This window comes from Serratia sp. OLAL2 (assembly GCF_002752475.1).
Classification (GTDB): domain Bacteria; phylum Pseudomonadota; class Gammaproteobacteria; order Enterobacterales; family Enterobacteriaceae; genus Serratia; species Serratia bockelmannii.
In genome coordinates this window covers 56,774-81,890 of record NZ_MSTL01000005.1, presented here as the reverse complement: position 1 = coordinate 81,890, position 25,117 = coordinate 56,774, and the positions used below count along the sequence as shown (strand labels likewise).

Genomic DNA, 25,117 nt, shown 5'->3' with positions numbered 1-25,117 from the left:
ACGGGGTCATTACCCCGTCCTTTTCATTTAATAACGCTTAATGTTGCATATCGCCCGCTCTACGGCCGCAATATCATTGTCGACCAGCAAAGGCTGTACCACCGCAAAGTCCGCCTCGGACAAGTCATAGAGGCGCAACGCAAGCAACCGCGCGATGATTTCCGGCGCGAATCGCCAACGGATAAACCTCGCCGGGTTACCGCCGACGATGGCATAAGGCTCAACATCGCCGGCCACCACGCTGCCAGCGGCGACGATCGCCCCTTCGCCTATCGATACCCCTGGCATCAACATCGCCCGCATGCCAATCCAGCAACCGTCCCCCAGCCGGGTGTCGCCTTTGGGGCGGTACGCCCGTTTGATGGTTTCCATAAAGGGGTACAGGCTCAACCAGTCGATACGGTGGGTGTGATTGCCCCCCATCAGGATCACCGCTTCGGCCGCGATGCACACATAATCGCCGATCAGCAAGCGATCTATGTCACCCAGCGGCTGCCATTGCCGGCTGACCGCGTCGCCGTGCAGATAGCGCACTACCGAGCGTTCGAAGCCGTTATCCCAACAGTCGCTGTAGTAGCTGTGGGTGCCTTTGACGATGATATTCGGGTTGGTCACCGTCTGATGCAGCAGCTCGGTTTTAGACCAGTGTTTTTCGGACATGGCGTATTCTCTTGTTACGGGAATAAAAGCCACGGAACGGAATGTCTGTGGCCGTGTTGTCGTTCACTCAACACGGCCATTCAAGCGATAAGCGCTCGTTTCAATCTCGGGTTATTCATCATTACCGCCTCTCTTGCGAGGCGTAATGGTAGCCGATCACGTCTCGGCGGTCTTGCTTTTCAACAGCAGCACCCCGCCCATCACCAGCGCGCTGCCCAGCAGCTGCAGCTGATTCATGCTCTCCCCCAGCAGGAAATAGGCGATCGCCGCGGTGAACACCAGTTCCAGCGACAGGATCAGGTTGGCTACGGCCAGCGGCAGCGTTTTCAGGCTGATATTGTACAGCCCGAAGCCCAGCAGCGTCGGCCCGGCGGCCAGCGCCAGCAACAACAGCCAGCCGCTCCACTGAATGCCCTGCGCGCCGTGCGACAGGAACCACAGAGAGCCGGCCATGCCGTGGAACGCCGCCAGCGGGAACGCCGTCAGCGCCGCGTTGAACACCAGCTGATACAGTGCCGAAAAACCGAAAACGTACAAAATGGTGTTCCACACCGGATAGCCCCGTTCGCTGGCCACCCGCCCGCCGAGGGTATACAGGGTATAGCCGATGCCCGACAGCATCCCCACCAGCAGCCCCAACAAGTCGAAGTGCTGGTTGCCCATGCTGTCGCCGTTGCTGACCAGGAAACAACCGCCCAGGCTGATGGCGATCACCAGCAGTTGGCGCAGCGTCAGGCGTTCGCTGTACATCACCCAGCCGAGGAACACGGTAAAGCCCACCGAGCAGTAGGTCAGAATGGTCGCCACCGATGCGCCGTTCAGCGCCACCGACAGCGTCCACAGGCTGTTGAACAGCGCCAGCAGCAGCCCGTAAAGCGCGTAGAACAATACCTGTTCACGGCGCAGGCGCGCCCACTGCGGTTTCACCACCAACAGCAGCGGCAACAGCACCAGCGCCACCAGCGCCGCGCGCCAGAACGCCAGCACGAAAGTCGGCAGGTGATAGTACTCGGTCAGCGCGCGAATGATGATGGCGGTAAAGGCCAGCAGCATGGCGCTGATAATGGCGATGACGTAACCCTGGCGGCTGCCCTGAAAGAGACGCGCGCTGGGCAGCAAAGGCCGGGCGGAAACGCCTGACGGTAATGACATGAGATCCTCGGAGAAATGGCGACATAAATACTCAGGCACAGAGTGTAACTCGGCCATTTTTTCTCACTATAGCCACTTTACGGCGTTGTCATGCAGGCCACTTTTCTGCGCTTGAAGCCCCGTTGACATGGGTTATAGTAAAAAGCTCTCTCCCTAACCGGGCCAATTTCGCATGCACATTCCGTTAGATCGCGAGCAGGACGTTCCGCTCTATTTACAGATCGAAGAAGCGCTGCGGCGCGCCATCCTCACCGGCGTGTTCGTCGATGGCGACAAGCTGCCCTCGACGCGCACGCTGGCGGCCGAGCTGGCGGTCAGCCGTTTAACGGTGGATAACGCCTACGCCGAGCTGGCGGCCAAGGGCTTTTTGCATCAGCGGCGCGGCAGCGGCGCCTATGTTGCGCACCCGCAGACGCAGGCGCGCCCAGCCCGGCCGAGCAGCGATACCCCCTTCCCGCTGGAAAGCTTCACCACCCTCACCTCGCGGCTGGACGGCTATGCCGACGCCCCGCTGCCCGAGGGGCTGATCAACTTCGCCGCCGGCGTCGGCAGCCCTAAGGTGTTTCCGCTGGAGGCGTTTCGCAAAGTGCTGCTGTCGGTGCTCAGCCGCCACGCGGAAGAGGCCTTCAGCTACGGCGAATACTGCGGCTACTACCCGCTGCGCGATACGCTGAGCCGCATCCTCAGCGCACAGGGTATCCCCACGCAGGCGGAACAGGTGCTGATCACCAACGGCTCGCAGCATGCCATCAGCCTAGTGGTGCAAAGCCTGCTGACACCGGGCGATACGGTGATCGTCGAAGAGCCGACCTACGCCGAAGCGCTGGGCCTGCTGCGCCAGCACCGCATCAATATCGTCACCGTGCCCGGCGATCGCCACGGCATGCTGGTCGAACGATTGCCCGAGTTGCTGGAACGCCACCGCCCTAAACTGATCTACACCATCCCCAATTTCCACAACCCGACCGGCCGCTGCCTGAGCGAGGTGCGTCGGCGACGCCTACTGGCGATCGCCCAACAGGCCGGCGTGGTGATCCTGGAGGACGATTTCGTCGGCGATCTGCGTTACCAGGGCAAGCAGCTGCCGTCGCTGCGCGCGCTGGCGCAGCCGGGCGCGGTGATCTACGTCAGCACTTTCTCCAAGATGCTGCTGCCCAGCATGCGCATCGGCTATCTGGTGGCGGACAGCGAACACTATCAGCGTTTTGCCAGGCTGAAACACGTCGACAGCTTCACCAGCTCCAGTCTGATCCAGCGGGCACTGGACGCGTTCGTCACCGTCGGCCGTTACGACAAGCAGCTGCGGCGCGCCGGGCGCGTCTACCGCCGCCATCTGGAAGTGATGATCGACGCGTTGCAACGGCGGTTGCCGCCGGGGTGCCGTTTCGAAACGCCGCAAGGCGGCTTGTTTATCTGGCTGACGCTGCCCGCGACGGTAACCACCACCGAACTGATGCCGGTGGCCTGGCGACACGGCGTCACTTTCGCGCGCGGCGAATGCTTTTATGCCCAGGAACAGCTGGGCGCGCACAGTCTGCGGCTAAACTTTGCCGCCAACTCGCCGCCGCAGATTGAAGAAGGTATCGCCCGGCTAGGCCGGGCGATTGAGGAAGTGATAACAGAGAAAAACGCCGGTTAGACGGCGGCCCACCACAGCCGCAGCTTCATCCCCCAGTAACTGGTCCAGCCGGTGGTACTCTGCACCACTTTGCCCTGCGAGATCACCACGAAGGTCGGCGTCACGCCAATCTGCCACTGCGCCGAGAGCGTACCGGCCGGATCGTTGACCACCGGCAGCGCCAGCCGTTTGCGTGCCAGCCACTGTTTCACCTGGGTATCGTCGCCCGAGCGCAGCGCGACGGTCAGCACGTTGCCGCCCGTCGCCTGCAAACGGGCGACGTCCGGCGTGGTGAAACGGCAGACGCCGCACCAACTGGCCCAGAAGTAAACCAGCAGCGGCCGTTCATGGCTGAGCTGCGCCAACGATACGCGATCACCGTCCAACGTGGTCAGCGTCTGGGCATCGAAGGCCGGCGGCGCCTGCGGCGCGTTCAGCCAATCCATTACCGTGACCACCGCCAGTACGATCAGCGCCAGCAGCAGCAACTCGCGCCCCCAGCGCTTGAGCTTAGCCATGGTTGGCCTTCGCCAGCTGCTGCTTCACCATCGTTTCCAGCTCTTCATAGGACACCGCCCCCGGCAGCATCCGATCGCCGATCAGCGTCGCCGGCGTCCCTTGTACGCCCAATTGTTCCGCCAATTCCATATTGGTGCGCAGCGTGGTCATGCTTTGTTCGCTCGGAGCCACCGCCTTGACGCCGGTTTTCTCCTGCGCGGCGGCGATGCTGGCCTTGTCGTGGAAGCCCTTTTTCGCCATCAGCCGCTGGTGCAAAGCCCAGAATTGATCCGGATGCTGCTGCCAGGTGGTGAGCGCCACGCGCGCCGAGCTGACCGAGCTTTCGCCCTTGAACGGCAATAGCTTCACCACCAGCGCCACATCCGGGTATTGCTTGACGATCTTCTCCAGCATCGGATCAAACCGCTTGCAGTACGGGCAGTTATAGTCGGTAAAGGTCACCAGCGTCAGTTTGGCGTTGGCGGCGCCCAGGCGCGGGCTGGCCGGATCCTGATACAGCGTTTTGGCATTCTGCTTGATAGCCTGGCTGATTTGCTGGCCTGCGGTCTGCTGCTGCCAGGCGTCCACCGCCTGCGCCAGAATGTCCGGGTTGGACACCAGCGTTTCGCGGATCATCTCTTTAATGCGCGCCTCTTGCGCCGGGGTGAAAGGCTCGGCGGCCCACGCCGGGGCGGCGATGATCATCAGTAAAATCAGTAGCTTTTTCATTGTTCGGTTCCTTTGGCATGGGAGAGCGTTTGCAGCACGGCGTCACGGGTCAACAGCGGGGATAACACCTCGCCGTCCGGGCTGCCGGGGCCATAGATTTGGTTGAAAGGCACGGCGACGCTGCCGCGCTTTTGCAGAAAGGCGCTGATGTCGGCCGACGGGCGGCTCCAGTCGCCGCGCAGCGCGACCACATCGTCGGCGCTCAGCGCGCGCTGTACGTCATCGCTCAGCAGCACATTGAATTTGTTGGCTTTACAGGTCACGCACCAGTCGGCGGTCACGTCGACGAACACCCGCTTATGCTGGGCCAGCGCCTCGGCAATCGCCTGTTCGCTCAGCGGTTGCCACTGCACCCGATCCTGCAACGGTTGGCGCCACAGGCCGGCGGTCAGCGAGCCGGCCAACAAGGCCACGCCAGCCAGCACCAACGTGCCCGCCGCCAGCTTGGCCGCTAACCGTGCTCCCTGCTGACGCCATACTGCCAGCAGCAACGCCAGCAGCGCCAGCGCCCCCAGCCACAGCGTGGCCTGCACGCCGATATGATTGCTCAGCAGGCTCAGCAGCCACAGCGACGACGCCAGCATCAACAACCCCATCGCCAGCTTGACGGTATTCATCCAGCGGCCGGGGCGCGGCAAGCGCAGCGCCAGCGAAGGCCAGGCGGCAATCAGCAGCCACGGCAGGCTCATGCCGATGCCGAGTGCGATGAACATGCCCCACAGCACCGGCAGCGACGCCGCCAGCGCGAAGGCCACCGCCGTGCCGAGAAACGGCGCCGAGCACGGCGTCGCCAGTAGCGTAGCGAACGCGCCCTGCCAGAAATGGCCGCTCAGACCGTGCCCGTTATGGGTGGCCAGTGAGGTATTCAGATCGGATGAGAGGCGCAGATGGAACAGGCCAAACAGGTTGGCGCTGAACAGCAGCGTCACCAGCACCATAAAGCCGATAAACCACGGATTCTGGAACTGAATGCCCCAGCCAAGCGCGTGGTTGCCGAGTCTCAGCAGCGTCATCAGCAAGGCCAACGCCATAAACGAGGCGACGATACCCAGCGACGACGCCAGGAACTGCAAACGAACGCTGCGCCGATCGCGATGCTCCACCTGCAGGATAGAACCGAGCTTGATGCCCAGCACTGGCAGCACGCACGGCATCAGGTTGAGGATTAACCCACCCGCCAGCGCCATCAATACCGCTTGCCATAACGGGAACGCCGCACCGGCAGGCGCGGCCAGCGGATCGCCAATCGGCAGCGTAATCTGCTGCGCCATGCCGCCGTCGTCAATCACCAACGTCAGCGTTTTGCCGCGCAGATCCGGCGCCGCATCGCCCCAACCGTCGCTGACCGGCACTCGCGCCAACAGCTGAGCACCGTCGGTCTCGACCTGCGGCTTGCCGAGATCGGCATCCGCTAGCGTATCGAAGAACAGCGCGGGTTGCTGCCAACCGGCGGCACGTTCGGCGGAAATCTGCAGCTCGCCGCTGCGGTAACCGGCCTTGACGCTTTCCGCCAACCCAGCGGCGATCGGCACCTGCCCCATCGCCTGCGCGAAATCGTGGTTAAACAGCGGATCGTTCGGCGTGGTCAGATCCAGGCTGAACGGGTAGTCGGTCAGAATGCAGACATTGCTGCAAGTGGACAGCGTCAGGGTGCCCGCCAGCGGGCCGGACACCTGGCCTGGCATCACGATCGGCAGCGTGACCCGATCGTGATAGCCCTGGGTGGAAATGCCGGCCACCTCGAAACGCTGCGGCGTCGGCCAGTGCCAGGTTGCGGGCGGCGGGTTGCCCTGCCAGACGATAGCCGGCGCGATGCCGCCTTCGCCTGGAGAGCGCCAGTAGGTTTTCCAGCCTTTTTGCAGCTCGACCGACAGCAGCAGACGGGTCTCTCCCGGCTGTGACGTGTCGGCGCGCAGCCGCACCTTGGCATGATCGTTGGCCGGGTTCTGCAGCCAGCCGCTGTCCGCCGCCTGCAAGGCAGGCAGCCACAGCATAAACAGGCAAGCGCAGGCCAGCCTGATAATTTTCAACATGTTAATTCTCCATAAATGATTAATTCACCGCGAAAAACGGGCGATTAACTCATTCACGGAAGACGCATAATCGAAGGTGCACCCTGAGGGTGGGCGGAGAAATGGCGCGAGGAGGAGGAATGCGCAGACGCGCGGCCATGGTCGGCGCCAACAGAGCCAGCAGCAGACCCAGCCCGAACAGCACGGTTTCGAACATTACCGGCGGCGCGGCCAGCAATGATTTGGCGCTCAGTTCACAGGGCGTCGGCTGCGCTTCGGCGGCGGCATCACTGGACTGAACGGCGGTAGCGGCCGGGATCCCCAGCGTTTGCTGCAGCGCATGCAGGCCCGCCATGCGCTGGGTCATGCACGTCAGCACCACCAGGCAAGCCAGGCATAAAAACCATTTTGCAATCCGCTGCCGTTTAACCATGCCATCCTCATGTTCAGATCTGGGGTTATCTTAGCGGCGCAGACGCGATTAGCAACGTTTTGTCGGTAAAGAAATGTCTGAGCGGCGGTATTGATGGCGGCGAATTACAGGTATCATAGAGGGTAAGCCTGCGCTTTTCGCCGGGTACGATGACGATTCTCTCCTCCAGGCACACTGCGGGGATACACAGCGAAGGACTGGTGATATGCAACCTTTGAGTGGGCCGGGCACCCCAATCGCCGGCGAGCGCCCCCCTTCCCCGGGCAAAACGGCGGCCACTGACGATCAACCCCTCTCTCCGGCGCAGCGCACAACGCTGGAAAAACTGATCGTGAAAATCATGACGCTCAGCCCGGTAAAATCGGCGGAGATCTGGGCGTCTCTGCGTCACGATCTCGGCGCCGACAACGGCGGCGAACTGCTGGCGCGCCATTTTCAACCGGCGGAACAGCTGCTGCAAACGCGCCTGACGCAGGCGCAGCAAAACCACGCCGGGCGCCAGCTGTTGCAACAGCTGGCCGAATTACTGCCCCTGGGCAACAACCGCCAGGCGGTCAGCGACTTTATTCGCCAGCAGTTCGGCCATACGGTGCTGAGCCAGTTGAGCCCGCCGCAGCTGCAGCAGGTGCTGAATCTGTTGCAGACCGGCGGCCTGACCATTCCCCAGCCGCAGCAAACCGCCACCAGCGATCGCCCGCTGCTGCCCGCAGAGCATCAAAGCCTGCAGCAGCAGATCACCAAACTCAGTGCCGCCACCGGCGAAGCGCCGGCTAAAATCTGGCAAACGCTGTTCGATCTGGCGGGTGTGAAAACCAACGATCCGCTGCCGGCGCGCCACTTCCAGCTGCTGAACCAGTTTTTACAGGTGAAAGTGGCGCTCAGCCCGCAGAGCGCACCGACGCTGAACAACCTGCTGGCGGCGCTCAAACAGCCGGCGGACGAGCAAGAACTGCAGCAGATGAACGACTATTGCCAGGCGCGCTTCAACTGCGGCGCCAATGCGCCGCTGACGCACCCGCAAATGAGCGACGCCATTCATCAACTGTTTGCCCGCCGTCTGGAGAAGGCCGGCCAGGCGCAGCCGATCGCCAGCCACCCTGTCGAGCCACAGCCGCTGCTCAACCCGCTGATCGCCGCCCTGCCTCTGCCACTGCAAAAAGCGCTCAGCAAGCCGGCCGTGGCGCTGATCCTGCTGCTGTTGGTGCTGGCCGTGGTGCTGGCGCTGGTATTTTAACGCCTCAGGCGCAGCCGCAGTCCGCAACAGCCGCCCGATCGCGCAGCGATCCCGGCTGTTCGCCGATGGCCAACGGATGGCCGTCGCGCAGCCAGAAATCCAGCCCGCCAATCAACTCCTTCACCCTGAACCCCAACGTCGCCAGCTTGTAGGCGCCTTTGGTGGAACCGTTGCAGCCAATGCCGTCGCAGTAGGTCACATACACCTTTTGGCGATCCAGGTGCGCCGTGCCGGCTTCATCCATCAGGCGATGCGGCAAGCTGAACGCGCCGGGGATATGCCCGGCGGCGTACAGCGCCTCCGCACGGGTATCGATCACCACCATCCCGTCCACGCCATTGCGCAAATCTTCCGCCACGTCCCAGGCATCCGCATAGCGGCTCAGTTTAGCCGCCAGATAGGCCAGGCTCTCTTCCGGCGCTGCCGGTGGAAAGGCCAGCACCAAGGATTCTTTCGACATATCACTCACTCCCGTTGATCAAGACAGATGACAATAGTGCCCGATTTTGGTCTTATGATTGATACCCATTTTTTACTCATGATAAGACCCATTATGCGGCACACGCTGATCACGCTGTTTCAGCAATCGCCCCAGACCATCGGCACGCTGCGCGAACGTCTGTGTGCGGCATTGCGGCAGGCCATCCACCACGGCGCATTGAGCGTTGGGCAACGGCTGCCCTCCAGCCGAGTGCTGGCTGGGGATCTGAACCTCTCAAGGGTGACCGTCGAAGCAGCGTACGGCCAGTTGGAGGCGGAAGGGTATTTGCAGCGCCGCGTCGGCCAGGGCACATTTGTGGCGATCCGTATCGCCAAGTCGCCACCACCGGCGACCGGCTCCGGCATGCCACGTCTTTCACAGCGCGGCCAACAGATCGTGCAAACCGGCGGCTGCCGCGATCCGCAGTATCCTCAGGCCTTCGCTGCCGGCTCGCCGGACCTGCGCGCGTTTCCGCTGGCCTTATGGAAGCAGCTGACCGCGCAGCGCCTGCGGCTACAGGGAGAAAGCCTGCTGCGCTACGGCGACCCGCAGGGCTATTTGCCGCTGCGTGAAGCGATTGCCGCCCACGTCAACCAAACGCGCGGCGTAATCTGCGATGCAAACCAGGTTATCGTGCTGACCAGTTCGCAGCAGGCGCTGCAACTGATTGCCACGTTACTGCTGGACAGCGGCGACAGCGTCTGGATGGAAGAGCCGGGTTACGCCGGGGCGAGAAATGCCTTCATCAGCGCCGGCGCCGCGCTGACGCCGGTGGCCGTAGACGGCGACGGCCTGCGAGCAGAACCTTCCTTGCCCGATCCGCGTTTGATTTATCTGACGCCCTCGCACCAGTACCCGACCGGCGCTGCGCTCAGCCTGGCGCGCCGGTTAGCGTTGCTGGCGCTGGCGGAAAGGCAGCAGGCCTGGATCATCGAAGACGATTACGACAGCGAGTTTCATTACGACGGCCTGCCGATACCGGCGATGCAGGGCCTGGATCGCCGTGGCCGGGTGTTATACCTCGGCACCTTCTCCAAATCGCTGTTCCCTTCGCTGCGGCTGGCGTACCTGATCGTGCCACCCGCGCTGGTCGAACCGTTCGTCACCGCGCGCACGGTCTATGACGGCCATAGCGCGCAGCTGATGCAGGCGATCACCGCCGAATTCATCCGTCAGGGGCACTTCGCCGCGCATATTCGCTATATGCGCCAGCTCTACCACAGCCGGCGCGATGTGCTGCTGACGGAAGTACGCGAAAAACTCGGCCACTTCGCCACACCCGCCCCTGCCGCCGGCGGTCTGCAGCTCAGCGTTTGGCTGCCGCCCGGCCGGGAGGCGGCACTCAGCCAACAGGCGCGGCGGCTCGGCGTCCTTACGCCCGGGTTAACTGCGCAATACCAAACGGTTCAGGCCCAGCGCGACGGATGGCTGCTGGGCTTTTCGGCCCTGACACCGGGCGAGATCCGCAGCGCCGTCGAGCGGCTGGCGCGGATCGTTGTGGCTTAGCCCTGCCCTGGAAAGACGCCGGCCGGCTTATTGCTCGGTCAGGCGCATCTCCGCCACCAGCGGCAGGTGATCGCTCACCGCCGGCCAGTGCACGCCATTCCAATCGCCGCTGGCGTTCGGCACCGTCAGGCTGTCCAGATGCCAACGCTGCGCATTGCCGGTGAAGATATAATCCACCTTGATCTCGGCGTTTTCCGCCGGCCAGCTGCGACCGTCCTGCCCGTTGGGCATGATGTCGTTCCAATAGCGGCTCAGCTCCAGCCAGGTGACGCTGCCCGGCACGTCGTTCATGTCGCCGAACAGCAGTTTGATGCCGCGCACTTCGATAGTGCGATCGTTCAGCTCCCGCACCTGATCCAGACGCATCGTCGGATCTTCCTTGGTATCGAGATGTGCGTTGAACAGGGTGATCGGCGTCGGGAACTCCGGCACGTCAACTTTGGCGCTGAAGGCGATGCGCTGCTCGCGCTGGCCGGACGGCAACGGATAGATTACGGCATCGTGCAGCGGATACTTCGAGAGAAACGCCAGGCCGTATTCACCGCCGTCGAAATCGATCGCCCGGCCGAACACCGCCTGCATGCCGGTCAGCTTCGCCAGTTCCGCCGCCTGATCGACCCGCCCGCTGCGGGCGGTGAGTTTATCCACCTCCTGCAGCGCCACCACGTCGACGTTCATCGCGCGAATCGCCTTGGCGATGGCGGTCATGTCGCTGACCTTGCCGGCGGCGATATTGAAGCTGGCGACGCGGATCTTCGGCGCCTGCTCCAGCTCGTAGGTTTTGTTCTTCAGGCCGCCCAACGCGCTGGCCACTTCGCGGCTGTTGGCGTTGCTGTTGGCGTGCCCGGTATCGGCGGACGACCAGGCGCTGTGAGAGATGCCCAGGGACAGTAAAGTGATAAGCAGAGCGTGACCGGTATGCATGAATTCTCCTTGAGGGACAGATAAGTGTTATGTGGGCGCTTCCCGGCCCACAGCTAACACCGATTTTGCCGCAGAAACCTGCGACTATTTCCTAGTTGCACCGCTATTTTTCGTTTCTGCGCGATGCTTCGCATTCTGGCGGTTTACGCATTGCGCCGTTGGACAAACGGCTGATTTCGTTTTAAAACCGGTAGATTGCCAACCGCGAGGAATTCCGATGACCAGCTCGATTGCCGAACAGCTTACCGAACGTTTCTTCCGCTACCTGGCGGTCACCAGCCAGAGCAACGCCGCCGCAACCGCCCTGCCCAGCACGCCGGGGCAGCATGAGATGGCGCAACTGTTGGCGGACGAGCTGCACCGGCTCGGCCTGGCCGACGTGCAGATCGACGAGCACGCTACCGTCACCGCCCGCAAGCCCGGCACCCAACCCGGCGCGCCGCGCATCGGCTTCATCACGCATATCGACACCGTGGACGTCGGCCTGTCGCCCGAGATTCATCCGCAGCGCCTGCGCTTCACCGGCGAGGATTTATGCCTGAACGCCGAGCAGGACATCTGGCTGCGTACCGCCGAGCATCCGGAGATCCTGCCCTACCGGAACGAAGAGATCCTGTTCAGCGACGGCACCAGCGTGCTGGGCGCCGACAATAAGGCGGCGGTCACCGTGGTGATGACGCTGCTGGCCAACCTGACCGCGGCCGATCGCCACGGCGATATCGTGGTGGCGTTCGTACCGGACGAAGAAATCGGCCTGCGCGGCGCCAAGGCGCTGGATCTGCAGCGTTTCCCCGTCGATTTCGCCTACACCATCGACTGCTGCGAACTGGGTGAAGTGGTGTACGAGAATTTCAACGCGGCAGCGGCGGAGATCCGCATCGAGGGAGTGACCGCCCACCCGATGTCGGCGAAAAACGTATTAATCAACCCGATACGCATCGCCAACGACATCATTAACCGATTCGATGTACTGGATACCCCGGAGCACACCGAAGGGCGCGAGGGCTATTTCTGGTTCACCGATCTGGCCGCCAACGCCAATCAGGCGACGCTGAAGGTGTCGATTCGCGACTTCGATCGCGCGGCGTTCGAGGCGCGCAAGGCCCGCCTTGAGGAGACGGTGCGCCAGGTGGCGGCCAACTATCCGCGCGCCAACGTTAGCTGCAACGTCAGCGACATCTACAGCAACATCAGCAATGCCATCGGCGAGGACCGGCGCGCCATCGATCTGATCTTCGGCGCCCTCGCCGCCCACGGCATCCCGCCGAAGGTGATCCCGATGCGCGGCGGCACCGACGGCGCGGCGCTCTCCAGCCGTGGCATCCTGACGCCCAATTACTTCACCGGCGCGCATAACTTCCACTCGCGCTTCGAGTTTTTACCCGTCAGCGCCTTCGTGAAATCCTATCAGGTGACACGCAGCATTTGCCTGCTGGCCGCGCGACAAAGCGGCCAACCGGCTTAGCTCATCACCCAGCCGAGCAACGCGGCCCATACCAACAGCGGCAGCGAATAATAGTGGAAGCGCAACCAGATCTTGCGCTCCCCCGCCATGCGCAGCGCAATCAGGTTGGCGAGCGATCCGATCGCCAACCCGAAGCCGCCGGCGTTGACCGCATAGGCCAGCTGAGCGCTGGAGGGCACATAGTTGAGCAACAGTATGGTGGCCGGCACGTTGCTGACGATCTGCGACAGCACAACCCCCAACGCATACACGCTCCCCTCGCTCAGCCCGGCGATGGCGGCAAATGCCGGCTGAAGCGGCGGCAAGCGGGTAAACAGGCCGACATCGATGAACATGGCGGCGAACACGAAAATCAGACTCCAGTCGATCTGCAACAGTACCCGGCGCGCCAGCAGCAAGAAACCGGCGAACACCGCCAGCAGCCCGTACAACGGCAGATCGAAATCAAGACACAGCAGGAAAACTGCATACAGCCCTACGCAGCTCAGCAACAGCGGCCGCTGGTACGGATACCCCTCGGTATTCGGCGTTTTCACGATGTCGCGCGCCGGGAAGCTGAACCAGGTCAGCGCCAGCAGGCTCAACATCATTGCGGCGCCAAACGGCGCCATCTGGCCGATAAAATCGAGGAAAGAGAGGCCGGATCGGCTCCACAGCAGGATATTTTGCGGGTTGCCGATCGGCGTCAGCAACGAACCGGCGTTCACCGCCAGCGCCTGGAAGATGATCAAGCGGCCAACCGGCAGCGCCGACAGCTTTTTTAGCGTGATGGTGAGCGGAATGACGATAAACAGCGCCACGTCGTTGGTCAGAAACGACGACAGCAGCGCGGCTGAAAACACCAGGAACAGCGCTAGCCGTCGTTCGCTGTGCAACCGGTTGATAATCTTACGGCCAACGAAGTCGAAGTAGCCGCTGACCTCAACGCCTTTGGTCAGCAGCATCAGCCCCAGCAGGGTGATGAGGGTGCGGCCGTCGATAAAGCCGCCCAACGCCGCCAATGGCTGCGGATGAAAGACGAACATCGCCACGCCGGCCAGCAGCAATACATGCAAGAAGCGATCTTTGACAAAGGGATGGATAATCCGGGAAATGGCGGTTGCACTCATGGTGGCAGCTTGAAACCTCAGCGAAAAGCATGAGCGAGACGTTAGCTCAGGCGCGGCTTCAGCGCCAGCAAAATGCTATTTTACCTTTATCCGCTTTTCATTTGCCGCGCTTTACTTTATTTGTAGCGGCTTTCACGATTTCAAAGGACATGTTATGGCTTCCCTGTTCGCCAAAGGGGCGTTGCTCAGCGCCTTATGCGCCCTGCTCGCCGCCTGCGACGATGCCGCCTCTCGCCCGCAAATCGATATCGACGGCAAGACCATGGGCACCTTCTACAGCGTTAAGGTCAGCGGTGACGTCGCGATCGGCAAACAAGAGTTGCAGCGGCAGATCGACACGGTGCTCGAACGGGCCAACGACGATATCTCTACCTACCGCGCCGATTCGGTGCTGTCGCGGTTTAACCGCAGCGCCAACCTCGAGCCGCAGCCTATCCCGCGCGGCATGGCGGACATCGTGTTGATGGCCCAGCGTATCGGCCGCGATACCGGCGGCGCCATGGACATCACCGTCGGCCCGCTGGTGAACCTGTGGGGGTTCGGCCCAGACAAGCATCCGGTCAAGGTGCCGGAACAGGCGCAGATCGACGCGGCGAAGCAGAACATCGGCCTGCAACACCTGAAGCTGATCAGCGACAGTCGCGGGGAGTGGCTGCAAAAAGATCTGCCGGGCATGTATGTCGATCTCTCGACGCTGGGCGAAGGCTATGGCGCGGATGAGTTGGTGCGCCTGATGAACCGTCACGGCATTACCAACTACCTGGTATCGGTCGGTGGCGCGGTCTCTTCGCGCGGCGTCAACGGCCAGGGCAAACCCTGGCGGGTAGCGATCCAAAAGCCGACCGATCGTGAAAATGCGGTGCAGGCGCTGGTGGATCTGCACGGTTACGGCATCAGCACCGCCGGCAGCTACCGCAACTACTTTGAACAAAACGGCCAGCGCTACTCCCATGTCATCGATCCGACCACCGGCAGGCCGATCAACCACCGGCTGGTTTCCGCCACGGTGATCGCCCCCACTGCGCTCGAGGCCGACGGCTGGGATACAGGCTTGATGGTGCTGGGCCCGGAGAAAGCGTTGCAGCTCGCCGAAGAGAAAGGGCTGGCGGTCTACCTGATCAGCAAAACCGACGACGGTTTCAGCGCCGTGATGACGCCGCAATTCAAAGCGTTTTTGGTGCAGTGAGATAAAAAAGCCCGGCGCGCAATGGCCGGGCTTATTCCTGTTCCGCGCCGATCACTTGGTCAGCGCGATGATACCGAGGGTCAGACCGGCAACCGCCGCCGCGCCGCCGGCGATCGCGCCCGCGGTTTCCCAGTTATCCTGAGTGGTGCCCTTCATACAGGTGTTGGTGTGCACCAGACGCCCCTGGTCATCGTAGACCGGCACGCAGGGAGAATCGGTGGCGCATCCGGCCAACACGGCCGACAGTAACCCAACCGCAATTAACTTTTTCATACTTCTTGCCTCAATGTTCGATCACTTTAGAAAGCTACGCCGAGCGATAATCACGCTACCTGGCTATTGTATGCCCAACGCGTGTAATGGCGAGGTAATGATGTGTCAGGGGATGTGATTTGGGAAAACTCCGAGCGCTCGCCCGGCGGGCTTTGGGCAGTAAAAAGCCCGCGAAAACGCGGGCTTGATAGCGAAGTGACGCTCCGGCGGAATTATTTCGCCAGTTTGCGCATCACCAGGGTGGCGTTGGTGCCGCCGAAACCGAAGCTGTTGGACATCACGGTGGTCAGCTCGCGCTGAGTCGGCTGGGTCACGATGTTCATGCCGGCCGCCTGCTCATCCAGGGTTTCGATGTTAATGCTCGGCGCGATAAAGCCGTGCTCCAGCATCAGCAGGCTGTAAATCGCTTCCTGCACGCCCGCGGCGCCCAGCGAGTGACCGGTCATCGCCTTGGTGGAGGAGATGGCCGGGGTATTGTCACCGAACACTTCACGAATAGCGCCCAGCTCTTTCACGTCGCCTACCGGCGTAGAGGTGCCGTGCACGTTGATGTAGTCGATCGGCGCATCCAGATCCTGCATCGCCATCTTCATGCAGCGCACTGCGCCTTCGCCCGAAGGGGCAACCATGTCGGCACCGTCGGAAGTCGCGCCGTAGCCAACGATTTCTGCATAGATGTGCGCACCGCGCGCCAGCGCGTGCTCCAGTTCTTCAACCACCACCATGCCGCCGCCGCCGGCGATGACGAAACCGTCACGATCGGCGTCGTAGGTGCGGGAGGCTTTTTCCGGCGTGTCGTTGTACTTGGTGGACAGCGCGCCCATCGCGTCGAACTCGCAGGCCATTTCCCAGCACAGCTCTTCACCGCCGCCGGCGAACACGATGTCCTGTTTGCCCAACTGAATTTGCTCAACCGCGTTGCCGATGCAGTGCGCGGAGGTCGCGCAAGCGGAGCTGATGGAGTAGTTCACGCCATGGATTTTGAACGGCGTTGCCAGGCAGGCGGAAACGCCGGAAGCCATGGCTTTGGTCACCACGTACGGGCCAACCGCTTTCAGGCCGCGCGGGCTGCGCATCGCATCGGCGCCGAACACCTGGAAGCGCGGAGAACCGCCGCCGGAACCGGCAATCAGGCCTACACGCGGGTTGTTTTGATACTCTTCTTCCTTCAGGCCGGAAGACGCGATCGCTTCTTGCATCGCCAGGAAGGCATAAATGGAAGCATCGCTCATGAAACGCACTGCCTTGCGGTCGATCAGGCCGGTCGTGTCGAGCTTAACTTGCCCCCATACGTGACTACGCATGCCGGAATCTTTCAGCTCCTGGGAGAAAGTGATCCCAGAACGTCCTTCCTGCAGGCTTGCCAGGACCTCCTGCTGGTTATTACCAATGCTGGAGACAACTCCCAGGCCAGTAATCACTGCACGTTTCATTCAATACCTCTTCCACTATTTACCTACGGGATTTTGCATCGCACTTTAGCGTACAGATGTAAGCCGAACAAGTCCGATCAGCGTTTTTCAGCTTTATTGTTGTCCAGTTTGCGCCGGGGCGCCAGCGCCGTTAGAATTCGCGGCATCCCTTGAATTTCGAGCCATTGACCGTGAACCACGCCCCCATCCAAACCGCAACGCTAACCTGGAACGAACAGGGTACACCTGTTTCGAAACAGTTTGATGACGTCTATTTTTCCAATCAGGATGGGCTGGAAGAAACCCGCTATGTCTTCCTGCATGGCAACCGGCTGCCGCAGCGTTTTGCCACTCACCCGCGCCCGCTGTTGGTGGTGGCGGAAACCGGGTTCGGCACCGGGCTTAATTTCCTCACGCTGTGGCAGGCCTTCGCCGGCTTCCGCCAGGCCGAGCCGGACGCCGCGCTGCAACGCCTGCACTTTATCAGCTTCGAAAAATTTCCCCTGCAGCAGGCTGACCTGGCGGCGGCGCATGCGCGCTGGCCGGAGCTGGCGCCTTATGCCGACGAGCTGCGCGCCCAATGGCCGCTGCCGCTACCGGGCTGTCATCGTCTGCTGCTGGCCGAAGGCCGCATTACGCTCGATCTGTGGTTCGGCGACGTCAACGATCTGCTGCCGCAGTTTGACGCCAGCATGAATAACCAGGTGGATGCCTGGTTCCTCGACGGTTTTGCGCCGGCAAAAAATCCCGACATGTGGACCGAGCAACTGTTCGCCGCCATGGCGCGTTTCGCCCGGCCGGGAGGCAGCTTCGCCACCTTTACCGCCGCTGGCTTTGTGCGCCGCGGCTTGCAACAGGCCGGTTTTCAGGTCAACCGCTGCAAAGGCTTCGGCCAAAAGCGTGAGATGCTCGCCGGCGAGCTCCCGGCCGATGCGCAGCCCACCCCTCATCCAGCGCCCTGGTATCGGCGCCCGGCGGCGGACAACACCGCCGATATCGCCCTGATCGGCGGCGGCGTCGCCAGCGCGCTCACTGCGCTGGCCTTGCTGCGGCGCGGCGCCACCGTCACGCTGTACTGCGCCGATGAGCAGGCGGCGGAGGGGGCATCCGGCAATCGCCAGGGGGCGATTTATCCGTTGCTGAACGGCAGCGGCGACGCGCTGGAGAGCTTCTTCAGCGCCGCGTTTCCCTTCGCCCGCCGCCAGTACGACGCGCTGTTGCAACAAGGCGTCGCCTTTGATCATCAGTGGTGCGGCGTCAGCCAGTTGGCCTATGACGACAAGAGCGGCGCTAAGATCGCCAATATGCTGAAAACCGACTGGCCGCAGGCCTTGGCGATGGCGGCCGACCGCGAGACGCTCAGCGGACTGTGCGGCGTCGATACCGGCTTTGGCGGCATCACCTACCCCCAAGGCGGTTGGCTCTGTCCGGCCGAGCTGACGCGCGGCGTTCTCGCGCTGGCGCAGCGCCAGGGCTTGGTCTGCCACTACCGGCACGATGCACAGAGGCTGAAGCAGGAAGAAAACGGCTGGCGCATCGACTTCGCCCACGGCGAAAGCCGCAGCCATGCGACGGTGATCCTGGCCAATGGCCATCGGCTGGCCGAACTGGCGCCGACGGAAGCCCTGCCGCTGTATTCGGTACGCGGACAGGTGTCGCATATCCCAAGCTCGCCGGCCCTCGGTCAATTGAAACAGGTCTTGTGTTACGACGGCTACCTGACGCCGGTTAATGCCAACAACGGCCACCACTGCATTGGCGCCAGCTACCAGCGCGGCGACATCACCACCGACTACCGCGAGCAGGAGCAACAGGAAAACCGTGAACGCCTGCTGCGCTGCCTGCCGGAGCAGGCCTGGCCGCAGCAGGTGGACGTCAGCGCTCATCAGGCGCGCTGCGGCGTGCGCAGCGCCACCCGCGATCATTTACCGATGGTCGGCGCGCTGCCGGACTATCAGGCCACGTTGACGCAGTATCAGGATTTGCAGCGGCAGAACCAGCGCGGCGAAACCGTCGCCGATGCGCCGGTCTATCCCGGCCTGTTCGCTATCGGTGGGTTGGGATCGCGCGGGCTGTGTTCGGCGCCGCTGGCGGCGGAAATTCTGGCGGCGCAGCTGTTCGGCGAACCGTTACCGGGCGACGCGCGCCTGCTGGCGGCGTTGAATCCGAATCGAATGTGGGTGCGAAAGTTACTGAAAGGACGTGCGGTTTAATTCATGGATGAGGGGCGCGGCGGCGCGCCCCGGCATGGCGGTCAGGCGGCAGGGGTGGCAGCCTGATAGAGGTTTTCCCACATGCCGCGCACCAAAATCTGATCCGGCGGCGAGAGTTCCCCAGCGGCGATCGCCTTGTGCAGGCTCTCTTCCACCCGCGCTTTCAGCGCTTCGGCAGTATGCTCGCCCTGTTCTTCCGCTTCGGCCACCGCCAGCGTCAGATGACCGCGCAGGTAGCCACCGGCAAACAGTTCATCATCGCTGGCGTGCTCTACCATGTCATCAATCAGCGCCAAAATGCGCGCTTCAAATTCTGCGATCATCAAATTTCCTCATTAAATAACGGGCTGTGGCGTCAGTTGAGATCTTCCGGATACGGAAAATGCTCGGCCGCCAGCGGTGGCGTATTGTAGAACGATTGCAACGCCTGAATAAAGCGCGCAGGCCGTGTGGGTATTCCCTGCTCCAGTAGCATCAATACCCGGGCGCGCACCTTGCGCTGGAACGCGATGCGATCCGGCTCGCAGTCGCCGTTCAGGTTGTCGCAGCTGACGTTGAACGGGAAACCGGCCGCCACGCAGAACATCCATTCCAGCGCCTGCGGTTTGATCTCCACCGCTTCGAATTCACTCTGGGTTTGCGCGTCGCGCCCGTCCGGGCAATACCAGTAACCGAAGTCCACCAGTTGGCGGCGCGCTTCACCGGCGATGCACCAGTGCGAGATTTCATGCAGGCCGCTGGCGTAGAAGCCGTGGGCGAACACGATGCGGTGATACGACAATTCGTCGTCGGCCGGCAGGTAGATAGGTTCGTCGTCGCCCTTCACCAGGCGGGTGTTGTAGTCATCGCTGAAGCACCGATTGAAGATCTCGATCAACTGCTCATAGTGATGGCGGGTCTGCATGTCTGACATAAAAACTCTATAACCACAAAAATAAAGAGGCCATTATACCCGATAAGACAGGGCGCGTAAGCAACGCCCCCTCTTCATCTTTAACCGTGCACCAAGGTGGTCAACCACTGCTGAATTTCCGCGCCGTGATTGTCGTACAGCAGCTTGAGGCTCATCACCAGCGAGACGATCACGATCATCGGCCGAATCAATTTCTGGCCGCGGGTCAGCACCATGTGCGCGCCCAAACGCGCCCCCAGCACCTGCCCCACCAACATCACCAGACCAATGCTCCACACCACCTTGCCGCCGATGATGAACAGCGCCAGCCCGCCGACGTTGGAGGTAAAGTTCAGCACCTTAGCGTGCGCCGTGGACTTGGCGAGGTTGAAACCGCACAGCGTCACGTAGGCCAGCGCGTAGAATGACCCGGCGCCGGGGCCGAAGAAACCGTCGTAAAACCCGACGCAACCGCCGGCCACCAGCCCGAACGGCAAGGCCCCGAGACGGCGTTGACGATCTTCCTCACCCAGTCGCGGCATCAACAAGAAATAGAGACCGATGCCGATCACCAGCAGCGGCAACATCTGCCGCAGCAAATCGGCGCGCATATGCTGCACCAAAATGGCGCCGGCGATCGAGCCGATCAGCGTCAGAAAAATCGTCAGCTTCTGGTCGTTGAGGTTCACCGCTCGCCGACGAATGAAGTACAGACTGGCGGAAAAGGAGCCGCCGACCGACTGCAGCTTATTGGTCGCCAGCGCCTGCGCCGGAGGAACCCCCACCGCCAGCAGGGCCGGCACCGTCAGTAATCCGCCGCCGCCGGCGATGGAGTCGATAAACCCCGCCAGCAGCGCTACCGCAAACAACACCCCGAGCATTTCGGGGCCAATGACGAACCAGTCCATGTGTTATTCCGCTGAGAAATGGTGATCCAGCAATGCCTGACAGGTCGGCGGTAACGGCGGCGGCACGGGTTTGCCCGGCTTCGCGTTCGGCTGATGCGGCACGAACCAGCTCGCCAGTTCGGCGCCGCAGCCGTCGCCCGGCGGCGGCGTATCCTGCTCCTGGCACTCCAGGCTGCCGGCCGGACAGCGCAGGCGCACGTGCATGTGCGCACGGTGGCCGAACCACGGCCGCACCTTGTGCAGCCAGGCGCGATCGGCGCCGGCGTCCAGACACAGACGCTGCTTGATCGCCGGGTTGACGAAGATGCGCGTCACGTCCGCGTCCTGCGCCGCCAGTTTGATCAGCGACTCAATTTGCGGCTGCCATTGGCTCGCCACCACCTGCTTGCCATCCCCTGACACCAGGTCGATCGGCTGCGGTTTGAGCAATTGCTGCGCGCTCCAGCGTTGGCGCGGCAACTGCAGCCAGATGTCAACGTCGAGCCCCGACTGGTGGCTGGCGTGGCCGCTGCTGAAGCGCCCACCGGCCGGCATCGCCATGTCGCCGATCAGCACCGTGCCCAGTGCTTTCTGGTTCGCTTGGCTGCTGAGGCGCTGTATGAACGCCAGCAGATCCGGATGGCCGAAATAGCGGCGCTGGTCGGTACGCATCACCTGGTAGTCCGGTGAATTCAGCGGCAATGGCTGCGCGCCGATGACGCAGCCGTTGGCGAAACCGCCCACCGCCTGCGGCGCGCCGGCCACCGGATGGTCGATTTTCTGCCACGGCGTCAGCGCCATGGCGGAAGCGGAGGCCGTCAAGGCCACCAGGCCCAACATCCAGTTTTTCATGGCGATTACCAGCGAGGTACGTCGGAAACCACATCACCGTTTTGCGCACGCTGGCGCAGCAGGTGATCCATCAACACGATTGCCATCATCGCTTCGGCGATCGGCACGGCGCGGATGCCCACGCACGGATCGTGGCGACCGCGGGTCACCATTTCCACCGCTTCCCCGTGGCGATTGATGGTGCGGCCCGGCACCATGATGCTGGAGGTTGGCTTCAGCGCCAGATGCGCGATCACCGGTTGGCCGCTGCTGATGCCGCCGAGAATGCCGCCGGCATGGTTGCTTTGGAAGCCTTCCGGGGTGATTTCATCGCGGTTTTCGCTGCCGCGTTTGGTCACCACGGCGAATCCGTCGCCGATCTCCACGCCTTTCACCGCGTTGATGCTCATCAGCGCGTGCGCCAGATCGGCATCGAGGCGGTCAAACACCGGCTCGCCCAGGCCAACCGGCACGTTTTCCGCAATCACGCTGACTTTGGCGCCGATGGAGTCACCCTCTTTTTTCAGCGCGCGCATCAGTTCGTCCAGCGCTTCCAGCTTGTCCGGATCCGGGCAGAAGAACGGGTTCTGTTCGACCTGATCCCAGTCTTTCAGCTCACAGGTCACATCGCCGATCTGCGCCAGATAGCCGCGCACCTGCACGCCGAACTTCTGCTGCAGGTATTTCTTGGCGATGGCGCCCGCCGCAACGCGCATGGCGGTTTCGCGCGCCGAAGAGCGGCCACCGCCGCGATAGTCGCGCAGACCGTATTTCTGTTCGTAGGTGTAGTCGGCATGCCCCGGACGGAACACGTCTTTGATGGCGCTGTAGTCTTGCGAGCGCTGATCGGTGTTTTCAATGATCAGACCGATGCTGGTGCCGGTGGTCACGCCTTCGAATACGCCGGAGAGAATGCGCACCTGATCCGGTTCGCGACGCTGGGTAGTGTAACGCGAGGTGCCCGGACGACGACGATCCAGATCGTGTTGCAAATCGGCTTCGGTGAGCGGAATGCCGGGCGGTACGCCATCGACGATACAACCCAGCGCCACCCCGTGAGATTCACCGAAGGTGGTGACGCGGAAAATCTGCCCAATACTGTTTCCTGCCATCACGGCTCCTTACCGTTAGTCTTTTATCGTTATGAGGCCCGCCGTGCGGGCCCTGGAAATGCGGTTTAGCTGCGATAGAGGCTGAAGTGATCCTTGCAATCCACCAGCTGCTGTTTGGTCAGCATGAACACGCCGTCGCCGCCATTTTCGAATTCCAGCCAGGTGAACGGGATGTCCGGATATTGTTCCATCAGATGTACCATGCTGTTGCCCACTTCACAAATCAGCACGCCGTCGTCGGTCAGGTAGTCCGGCGCGCAGGCCAGGATGCGGCGCACCAGCTTCAGGCCGTCGCTGCCCGCCGCCAGGCCCAGTTCCGGCTCAAAGCGGAACTCCTGCGGCAGATCGGACATGTCTTCCGCATCGACGTACGGCGGGTTGGTGACGATCAGATCGTACTGGATCGCGGGAACGTCGCGGAACAGATCGGAACGGATCGGGATCACCTGATGTTCGACGCCGTGCGCCTGAATATTGCGCTCGGTCACCGCCAGCACTTCGCTGGAGATGTCCACCGCGTCCACTTCCGCTTCCGGGAAAGCGTAGCCACAGGCGATGGCGATGCAGCCGCTGCCGGTGCACATGTCGAGAATATGGCGTGGCGGGTGCGGGATCAGCGCGCTGAAACGATCGTTGATCAGCTCACCGATCGGCGAGCGCGGCACCAACACGCGTTCGTCGACGTAGAATTCCATGCCGCAGAACCAGGCCTTGTTGGTCAGGTAAGCGACCGGGATGCGTTCGTTGACGCGGCGGATCACGCGCTCAACGATGCGATGGCGCTCGCTGGAGGTCAGACGGGCGGTGTGCATGTCCTCAGGAATGTCCAACGGCAGGAACAGGCTTGGCAGCACCAATTGCACCGCTTCGTCCCACGGATTGTCGGTTCCGTGACCATAATAGATATTGGCGGCGTTGAAGCGGCTTACCGTCCAGCGCAGCATATCTTGAATGGTGTGCAGTTCGTTCACTGCTTCGTCGACGAAAATTTTGTCCAATTTGCCCTCCGGCAGGCGCTGTGTTTCATGATTTAGCCGCATAGTTTGCCATGAAGCCCGCGACAAATCACGCGCGCCCCTCGCGCTTTTCACTCTGGCCCGAGTTTTGCGTCGACAGCGCTCATTCACAAGGTAAACTAGCGAAATAAACGATTTCCGGTGAATGAAGCATGAAGAACAAGCCCCCTCTGAGCAAAGACGAACAACAGCTCTTCAGAGAGTCGGTGGCGGGCGCAAAAAAGCTGCGCCAGGACACTATCGTCCACCGCCCGCCGAAGCTCAAGGTCAAACAGGTTGCGCCGCAGCGGCTGCTGCAGGAGCAGGTCGATGCCAGCTATTATTTTTCAGATGAATATCAGCCGCAGCTGGAAGAGGAAGGCCCGACGCGCTACGTGCGCCCCGGCAGCAGCCCGTATGAGCTGAAGAAGCTGCGACGCGGCGATTATTCGCCGGAGCTGTTTCTCGATTTGCACGGCCTGACCCAGCTGCAGGCCAAGCAGGAGCTGGGGGCGTTGATCGCCGCCTGCAAACGCGAGCACGTGCACTGCGCCTGCGTGATGCACGGGCACGGCAAACACATTCTCAAACAGCAAACGCCGCTGTGGCTTGCGCAGCATCCCGACGTGCTGGCGTTCCATCAGGCGCCGAAGGAATGGGGCGGCAACGCCGCCGTCCTGCTGTTGGTGGAGCTGGCAGAATAGCCCCCCGCAGAAACGACTCAGGGCGATGTCAGACATCGCCCTGAGTTTATTCCGCACCGCATCCGCGGCTCACACTTTGGCCATCACCTGCGACGGGCTGACCTGCCATTCAAATTTGCCGTAGCTGCCGTCCGCCGGCAGATCGACGTTAGCGATCGCCGAGGTCGCGAACATCGGCGGGCACTCGCCCGGGCACAGTTCAGCCACCAGGTAGCCCACCAGCGGCAGGTGCGACACGATCAGCACCGAGCTCACCCCTTGCATCGCCAGCGCCTGCAGATAGCTGCCGACCTGTTCGGCGTTGCCGCCCGGCGTCAGCTCGGGCAGCACTTCTTCGCCCTCCGGCAGCGTCAAGGCTTCACGCACCGTCGCCAGCGTCTGTTCGGCCCGCAGATAGGGGCTGACCAGCACGCGTTCAATATCCACAGACTTGGTGTTCAACCAGGCCGCCATCTGACGGGACTCGTCGCGGCCGCACAGGGTAAGGGGCCTTACCGCATCGCTGGCTGCCTCGAGCGCCGCCTCTCCGTGACGCATAATCAAAACTTGCATATTGCACCGCTGTTGTTGACAAAGTAACGCTATACAGAAACGCCGTGCGTGCTGTACCGCCGAGTTTTACAACCCAAAGCCAAAGCTTTAAAACGATAACGCGCCGTCTCTTTATGGCGGCCGGGCATTTTGCCTGAAAGTTTGCCTAAAGAAAATGCTGTTTTTTACAGCAACCCTCCCCTGGCAAACCTCGATTGCTCACAGAACAATCAATTCAACGGGTTAAATTTTAACCTTAC

25 protein-coding genes are annotated in these 25,117 nt (G+C 62.0%); 7 read left to right on the top strand and 18 right to left on the bottom strand.

What is annotated here, in order from left to right; all coding sequences use genetic code 11:
- Positions 1–27 precede the first annotated feature (27 nt).
- Positions 28–660 (bottom strand): CatB-related O-acetyltransferase, encoded by a 633-nt coding sequence (locus BVU99_RS06045; RefSeq protein ID WP_025303702.1) that lies wholly within the window; start codon positions 658–660, stop codon positions 28–30.
- A 156-nt stretch (positions 661–816) separates the two neighbouring features.
- The gene (locus BVU99_RS06040) at positions 817–1,812 is read right to left on the bottom strand and encodes a DMT family transporter (RefSeq protein ID WP_099816989.1); all 996 of its coding nucleotides are present in this window, start codon (positions 1,810–1,812) and stop codon (positions 817–819) included.
- Positions 1,813–1,984: 172 nt separating this feature from the next.
- Between BVU99_RS06040 and BVU99_RS06035 the strand changes: the two genes are divergently transcribed.
- Positions 1,985–3,451, top strand: a complete 1,467-nt coding sequence (locus BVU99_RS06035; RefSeq protein ID WP_049207342.1) for a PLP-dependent aminotransferase family protein — start codon at positions 1,985–1,987, stop codon at positions 3,449–3,451.
- Here BVU99_RS06035 and BVU99_RS06030 read toward each other — a convergent pair.
- Genes BVU99_RS06030 through BVU99_RS06015 form a run of 4 tightly spaced genes read right to left on the bottom strand, consistent with a single transcriptional unit; the run spans position 3,448 to position 7,102 of the window.
- On the bottom strand, positions 3,448–3,948 hold the full coding sequence (locus tag BVU99_RS06030; RefSeq protein ID WP_089196121.1) for a protein disulfide oxidoreductase: 501 nt from the start codon (positions 3,946–3,948) through the stop codon (positions 3,448–3,450). The genes BVU99_RS06035 and BVU99_RS06030 overlap by 4 nt on opposite strands.
- Complete coding sequence (locus BVU99_RS06025) at positions 3,941–4,657, bottom strand: DsbA family protein (RefSeq protein ID WP_049294894.1); 717 nt, start codon at positions 4,655–4,657, stop codon at positions 3,941–3,943. The genes BVU99_RS06030 and BVU99_RS06025 overlap by 8 nt, the downstream gene beginning before the upstream one ends.
- The gene (locus tag BVU99_RS06020; RefSeq protein ID WP_099816988.1) at positions 4,654–6,690 is read right to left on the bottom strand and encodes a protein-disulfide reductase DsbD domain-containing protein; all 2,037 of its coding nucleotides are present in this window, start codon (positions 6,688–6,690) and stop codon (positions 4,654–4,656) included. The genes BVU99_RS06025 and BVU99_RS06020 overlap by 4 nt, the downstream gene beginning before the upstream one ends.
- 49 nt (positions 6,691–6,739) lie before the next feature.
- A complete protein-coding gene (locus BVU99_RS06015) occupies positions 6,740–7,102 on the bottom strand; it encodes a copper resistance protein (RefSeq protein WP_099816987.1) in 363 nt (120 codons plus the stop codon).
- A 205-nt stretch (positions 7,103–7,307) separates the two neighbouring features.
- On the opposite strand from BVU99_RS06015, the gene flk reads away from it, so the two are divergent.
- Positions 7,308–8,336: a flagella biosynthesis regulator Flk gene (flk, locus tag BVU99_RS06010; RefSeq protein WP_099816986.1), complete on the top strand. Its 1,029-nt coding sequence runs from the start codon at positions 7,308–7,310 to the stop codon at positions 8,334–8,336.
- Positions 8,337–8,340: 4 nt separating this feature from the next.
- Here the strand turns inward: flk and BVU99_RS06005 are convergent, their stop codons facing one another.
- Positions 8,341–8,796, bottom strand: a complete 456-nt coding sequence (locus tag BVU99_RS06005; RefSeq protein ID WP_049207351.1) for a rhodanese-like domain-containing protein — start codon at positions 8,794–8,796, stop codon at positions 8,341–8,343.
- Between the two features lie 93 nt (positions 8,797–8,889).
- Here BVU99_RS06005 and BVU99_RS06000 point away from each other — a divergent pair, with 93 nt between their 5' ends.
- Entirely contained in the window at positions 8,890–10,323 is a 1,434-nt protein-coding gene (locus BVU99_RS06000; RefSeq protein WP_210403906.1) for a PLP-dependent aminotransferase family protein, read from the top strand.
- A gap of 27 nt (positions 10,324–10,350) precedes the next feature.
- Here BVU99_RS06000 and BVU99_RS05995 read toward each other — a convergent pair whose 3' ends face one another.
- Positions 10,351–11,247: an endonuclease/exonuclease/phosphatase family protein gene (locus BVU99_RS05995; RefSeq protein WP_099816984.1), complete on the bottom strand. Its 897-nt coding sequence runs from the start codon at positions 11,245–11,247 to the stop codon at positions 10,351–10,353.
- A 217-nt stretch (positions 11,248–11,464) separates the two neighbouring features.
- Here BVU99_RS05995 and pepT point away from each other — a divergent pair, with 217 nt between their 5' ends.
- A complete protein-coding gene (pepT, locus tag BVU99_RS05990; RefSeq protein ID WP_099816983.1) occupies positions 11,465–12,712 on the top strand; it encodes a peptidase T in 1,248 nt (415 codons plus the stop codon).
- Here pepT and BVU99_RS05985 read toward each other — a convergent pair.
- The gene (locus tag BVU99_RS05985) at positions 12,709–13,821 is read right to left on the bottom strand and encodes an SLC13 family permease (protein ID WP_099816982.1); all 1,113 of its coding nucleotides are present in this window, start codon (positions 13,819–13,821) and stop codon (positions 12,709–12,711) included. The genes pepT and BVU99_RS05985 overlap by 4 nt on opposite strands.
- 154 nt (positions 13,822–13,975) lie before the next feature.
- On the opposite strand from BVU99_RS05985, the gene apbE reads away from it, so the two are divergent.
- The gene (gene apbE / locus BVU99_RS05980; protein WP_060433750.1) at positions 13,976–15,007 is read left to right on the top strand and encodes an FAD:protein FMN transferase ApbE; all 1,032 of its coding nucleotides are present in this window, start codon (positions 13,976–13,978) and stop codon (positions 15,005–15,007) included.
- 51 nt (positions 15,008–15,058) lie between these two features.
- On the opposite strand, the gene BVU99_RS05975 is transcribed toward apbE, so the two are convergent.
- Positions 15,059–15,280, bottom strand: a complete 222-nt coding sequence (locus tag BVU99_RS05975) for a hypothetical protein (RefSeq protein ID WP_004936201.1) — start codon at positions 15,278–15,280, stop codon at positions 15,059–15,061.
- Between the two features lie 212 nt (positions 15,281–15,492).
- Entirely contained in the window at positions 15,493–16,713 is a 1,221-nt protein-coding gene (gene fabB / locus BVU99_RS05970) for a beta-ketoacyl-ACP synthase I (protein ID WP_016926857.1), read from the bottom strand.
- A 170-nt stretch (positions 16,714–16,883) separates the two neighbouring features.
- Between fabB and mnmC the strand changes: the two genes are divergently transcribed.
- Positions 16,884–18,905 carry a bifunctional tRNA (5-methylaminomethyl-2-thiouridine)(34)-methyltransferase MnmD/FAD-dependent 5-carboxymethylaminomethyl-2-thiouridine(34) oxidoreductase MnmC gene (gene mnmC, locus BVU99_RS05965; RefSeq protein WP_099816997.1) on the top strand — a complete coding sequence of 674 codons (2,022 nt, stop codon included), beginning with the start codon at positions 16,884–16,886 and terminating at the stop codon, positions 18,903–18,905.
- 41 nt (positions 18,906–18,946) lie between these two features.
- Here the strand turns inward: mnmC and BVU99_RS05960 are convergent, their stop codons facing one another.
- The 6 genes from BVU99_RS05960 to prmB form a co-directional block, all read right to left on the bottom strand.
- Positions 18,947–19,228 (bottom strand): YfcL family protein, encoded by a 282-nt coding sequence (locus tag BVU99_RS05960; RefSeq protein WP_016926855.1) that lies wholly within the window; start codon positions 19,226–19,228, stop codon positions 18,947–18,949.
- Positions 19,229–19,260: 32 nt separating this feature from the next.
- Positions 19,261–19,818: an elongation factor P hydroxylase gene (locus BVU99_RS05955; RefSeq protein WP_099816981.1), complete on the bottom strand. Its 558-nt coding sequence runs from the start codon at positions 19,816–19,818 to the stop codon at positions 19,261–19,263.
- A gap of 80 nt (positions 19,819–19,898) precedes the next feature.
- Positions 19,899–20,705 (bottom strand): sulfite exporter TauE/SafE family protein, encoded by an 807-nt coding sequence (locus BVU99_RS05950; protein ID WP_099816980.1) that lies wholly within the window; start codon positions 20,703–20,705, stop codon positions 19,899–19,901.
- A 3-nt stretch (positions 20,706–20,708) separates the two neighbouring features.
- Positions 20,709–21,536: a penicillin-insensitive murein endopeptidase gene (gene mepA / locus BVU99_RS05945; RefSeq protein WP_043140182.1), complete on the bottom strand. Its 828-nt coding sequence runs from the start codon at positions 21,534–21,536 to the stop codon at positions 20,709–20,711.
- A 5-nt stretch (positions 21,537–21,541) separates the two neighbouring features.
- Entirely contained in the window at positions 21,542–22,627 is a 1,086-nt protein-coding gene (gene aroC, locus BVU99_RS05940) for a chorismate synthase (RefSeq protein WP_033643909.1), read from the bottom strand.
- A 65-nt stretch (positions 22,628–22,692) separates the two neighbouring features.
- Positions 22,693–23,625 carry a 50S ribosomal protein L3 N(5)-glutamine methyltransferase gene (prmB, locus tag BVU99_RS05935; protein WP_025160157.1) on the bottom strand — a complete coding sequence of 311 codons (933 nt, stop codon included), beginning with the start codon at positions 23,623–23,625 and terminating at the stop codon, positions 22,693–22,695.
- 170 nt (positions 23,626–23,795) lie between these two features.
- Between prmB and smrB the strand changes: the two genes are divergently transcribed.
- Entirely contained in the window at positions 23,796–24,326 is a 531-nt protein-coding gene (gene smrB, locus BVU99_RS05930; protein ID WP_025303720.1) for an endonuclease SmrB, read from the top strand.
- A 69-nt stretch (positions 24,327–24,395) separates the two neighbouring features.
- Here the strand turns inward: smrB and sixA are convergent, their stop codons facing one another.
- Positions 24,396–24,878 carry a phosphohistidine phosphatase SixA gene (gene sixA / locus BVU99_RS05925; protein ID WP_004936230.1) on the bottom strand — a complete coding sequence of 161 codons (483 nt, stop codon included), beginning with the start codon at positions 24,876–24,878 and terminating at the stop codon, positions 24,396–24,398.
- Positions 24,879–25,117: the final 239 nt, after the last annotated feature.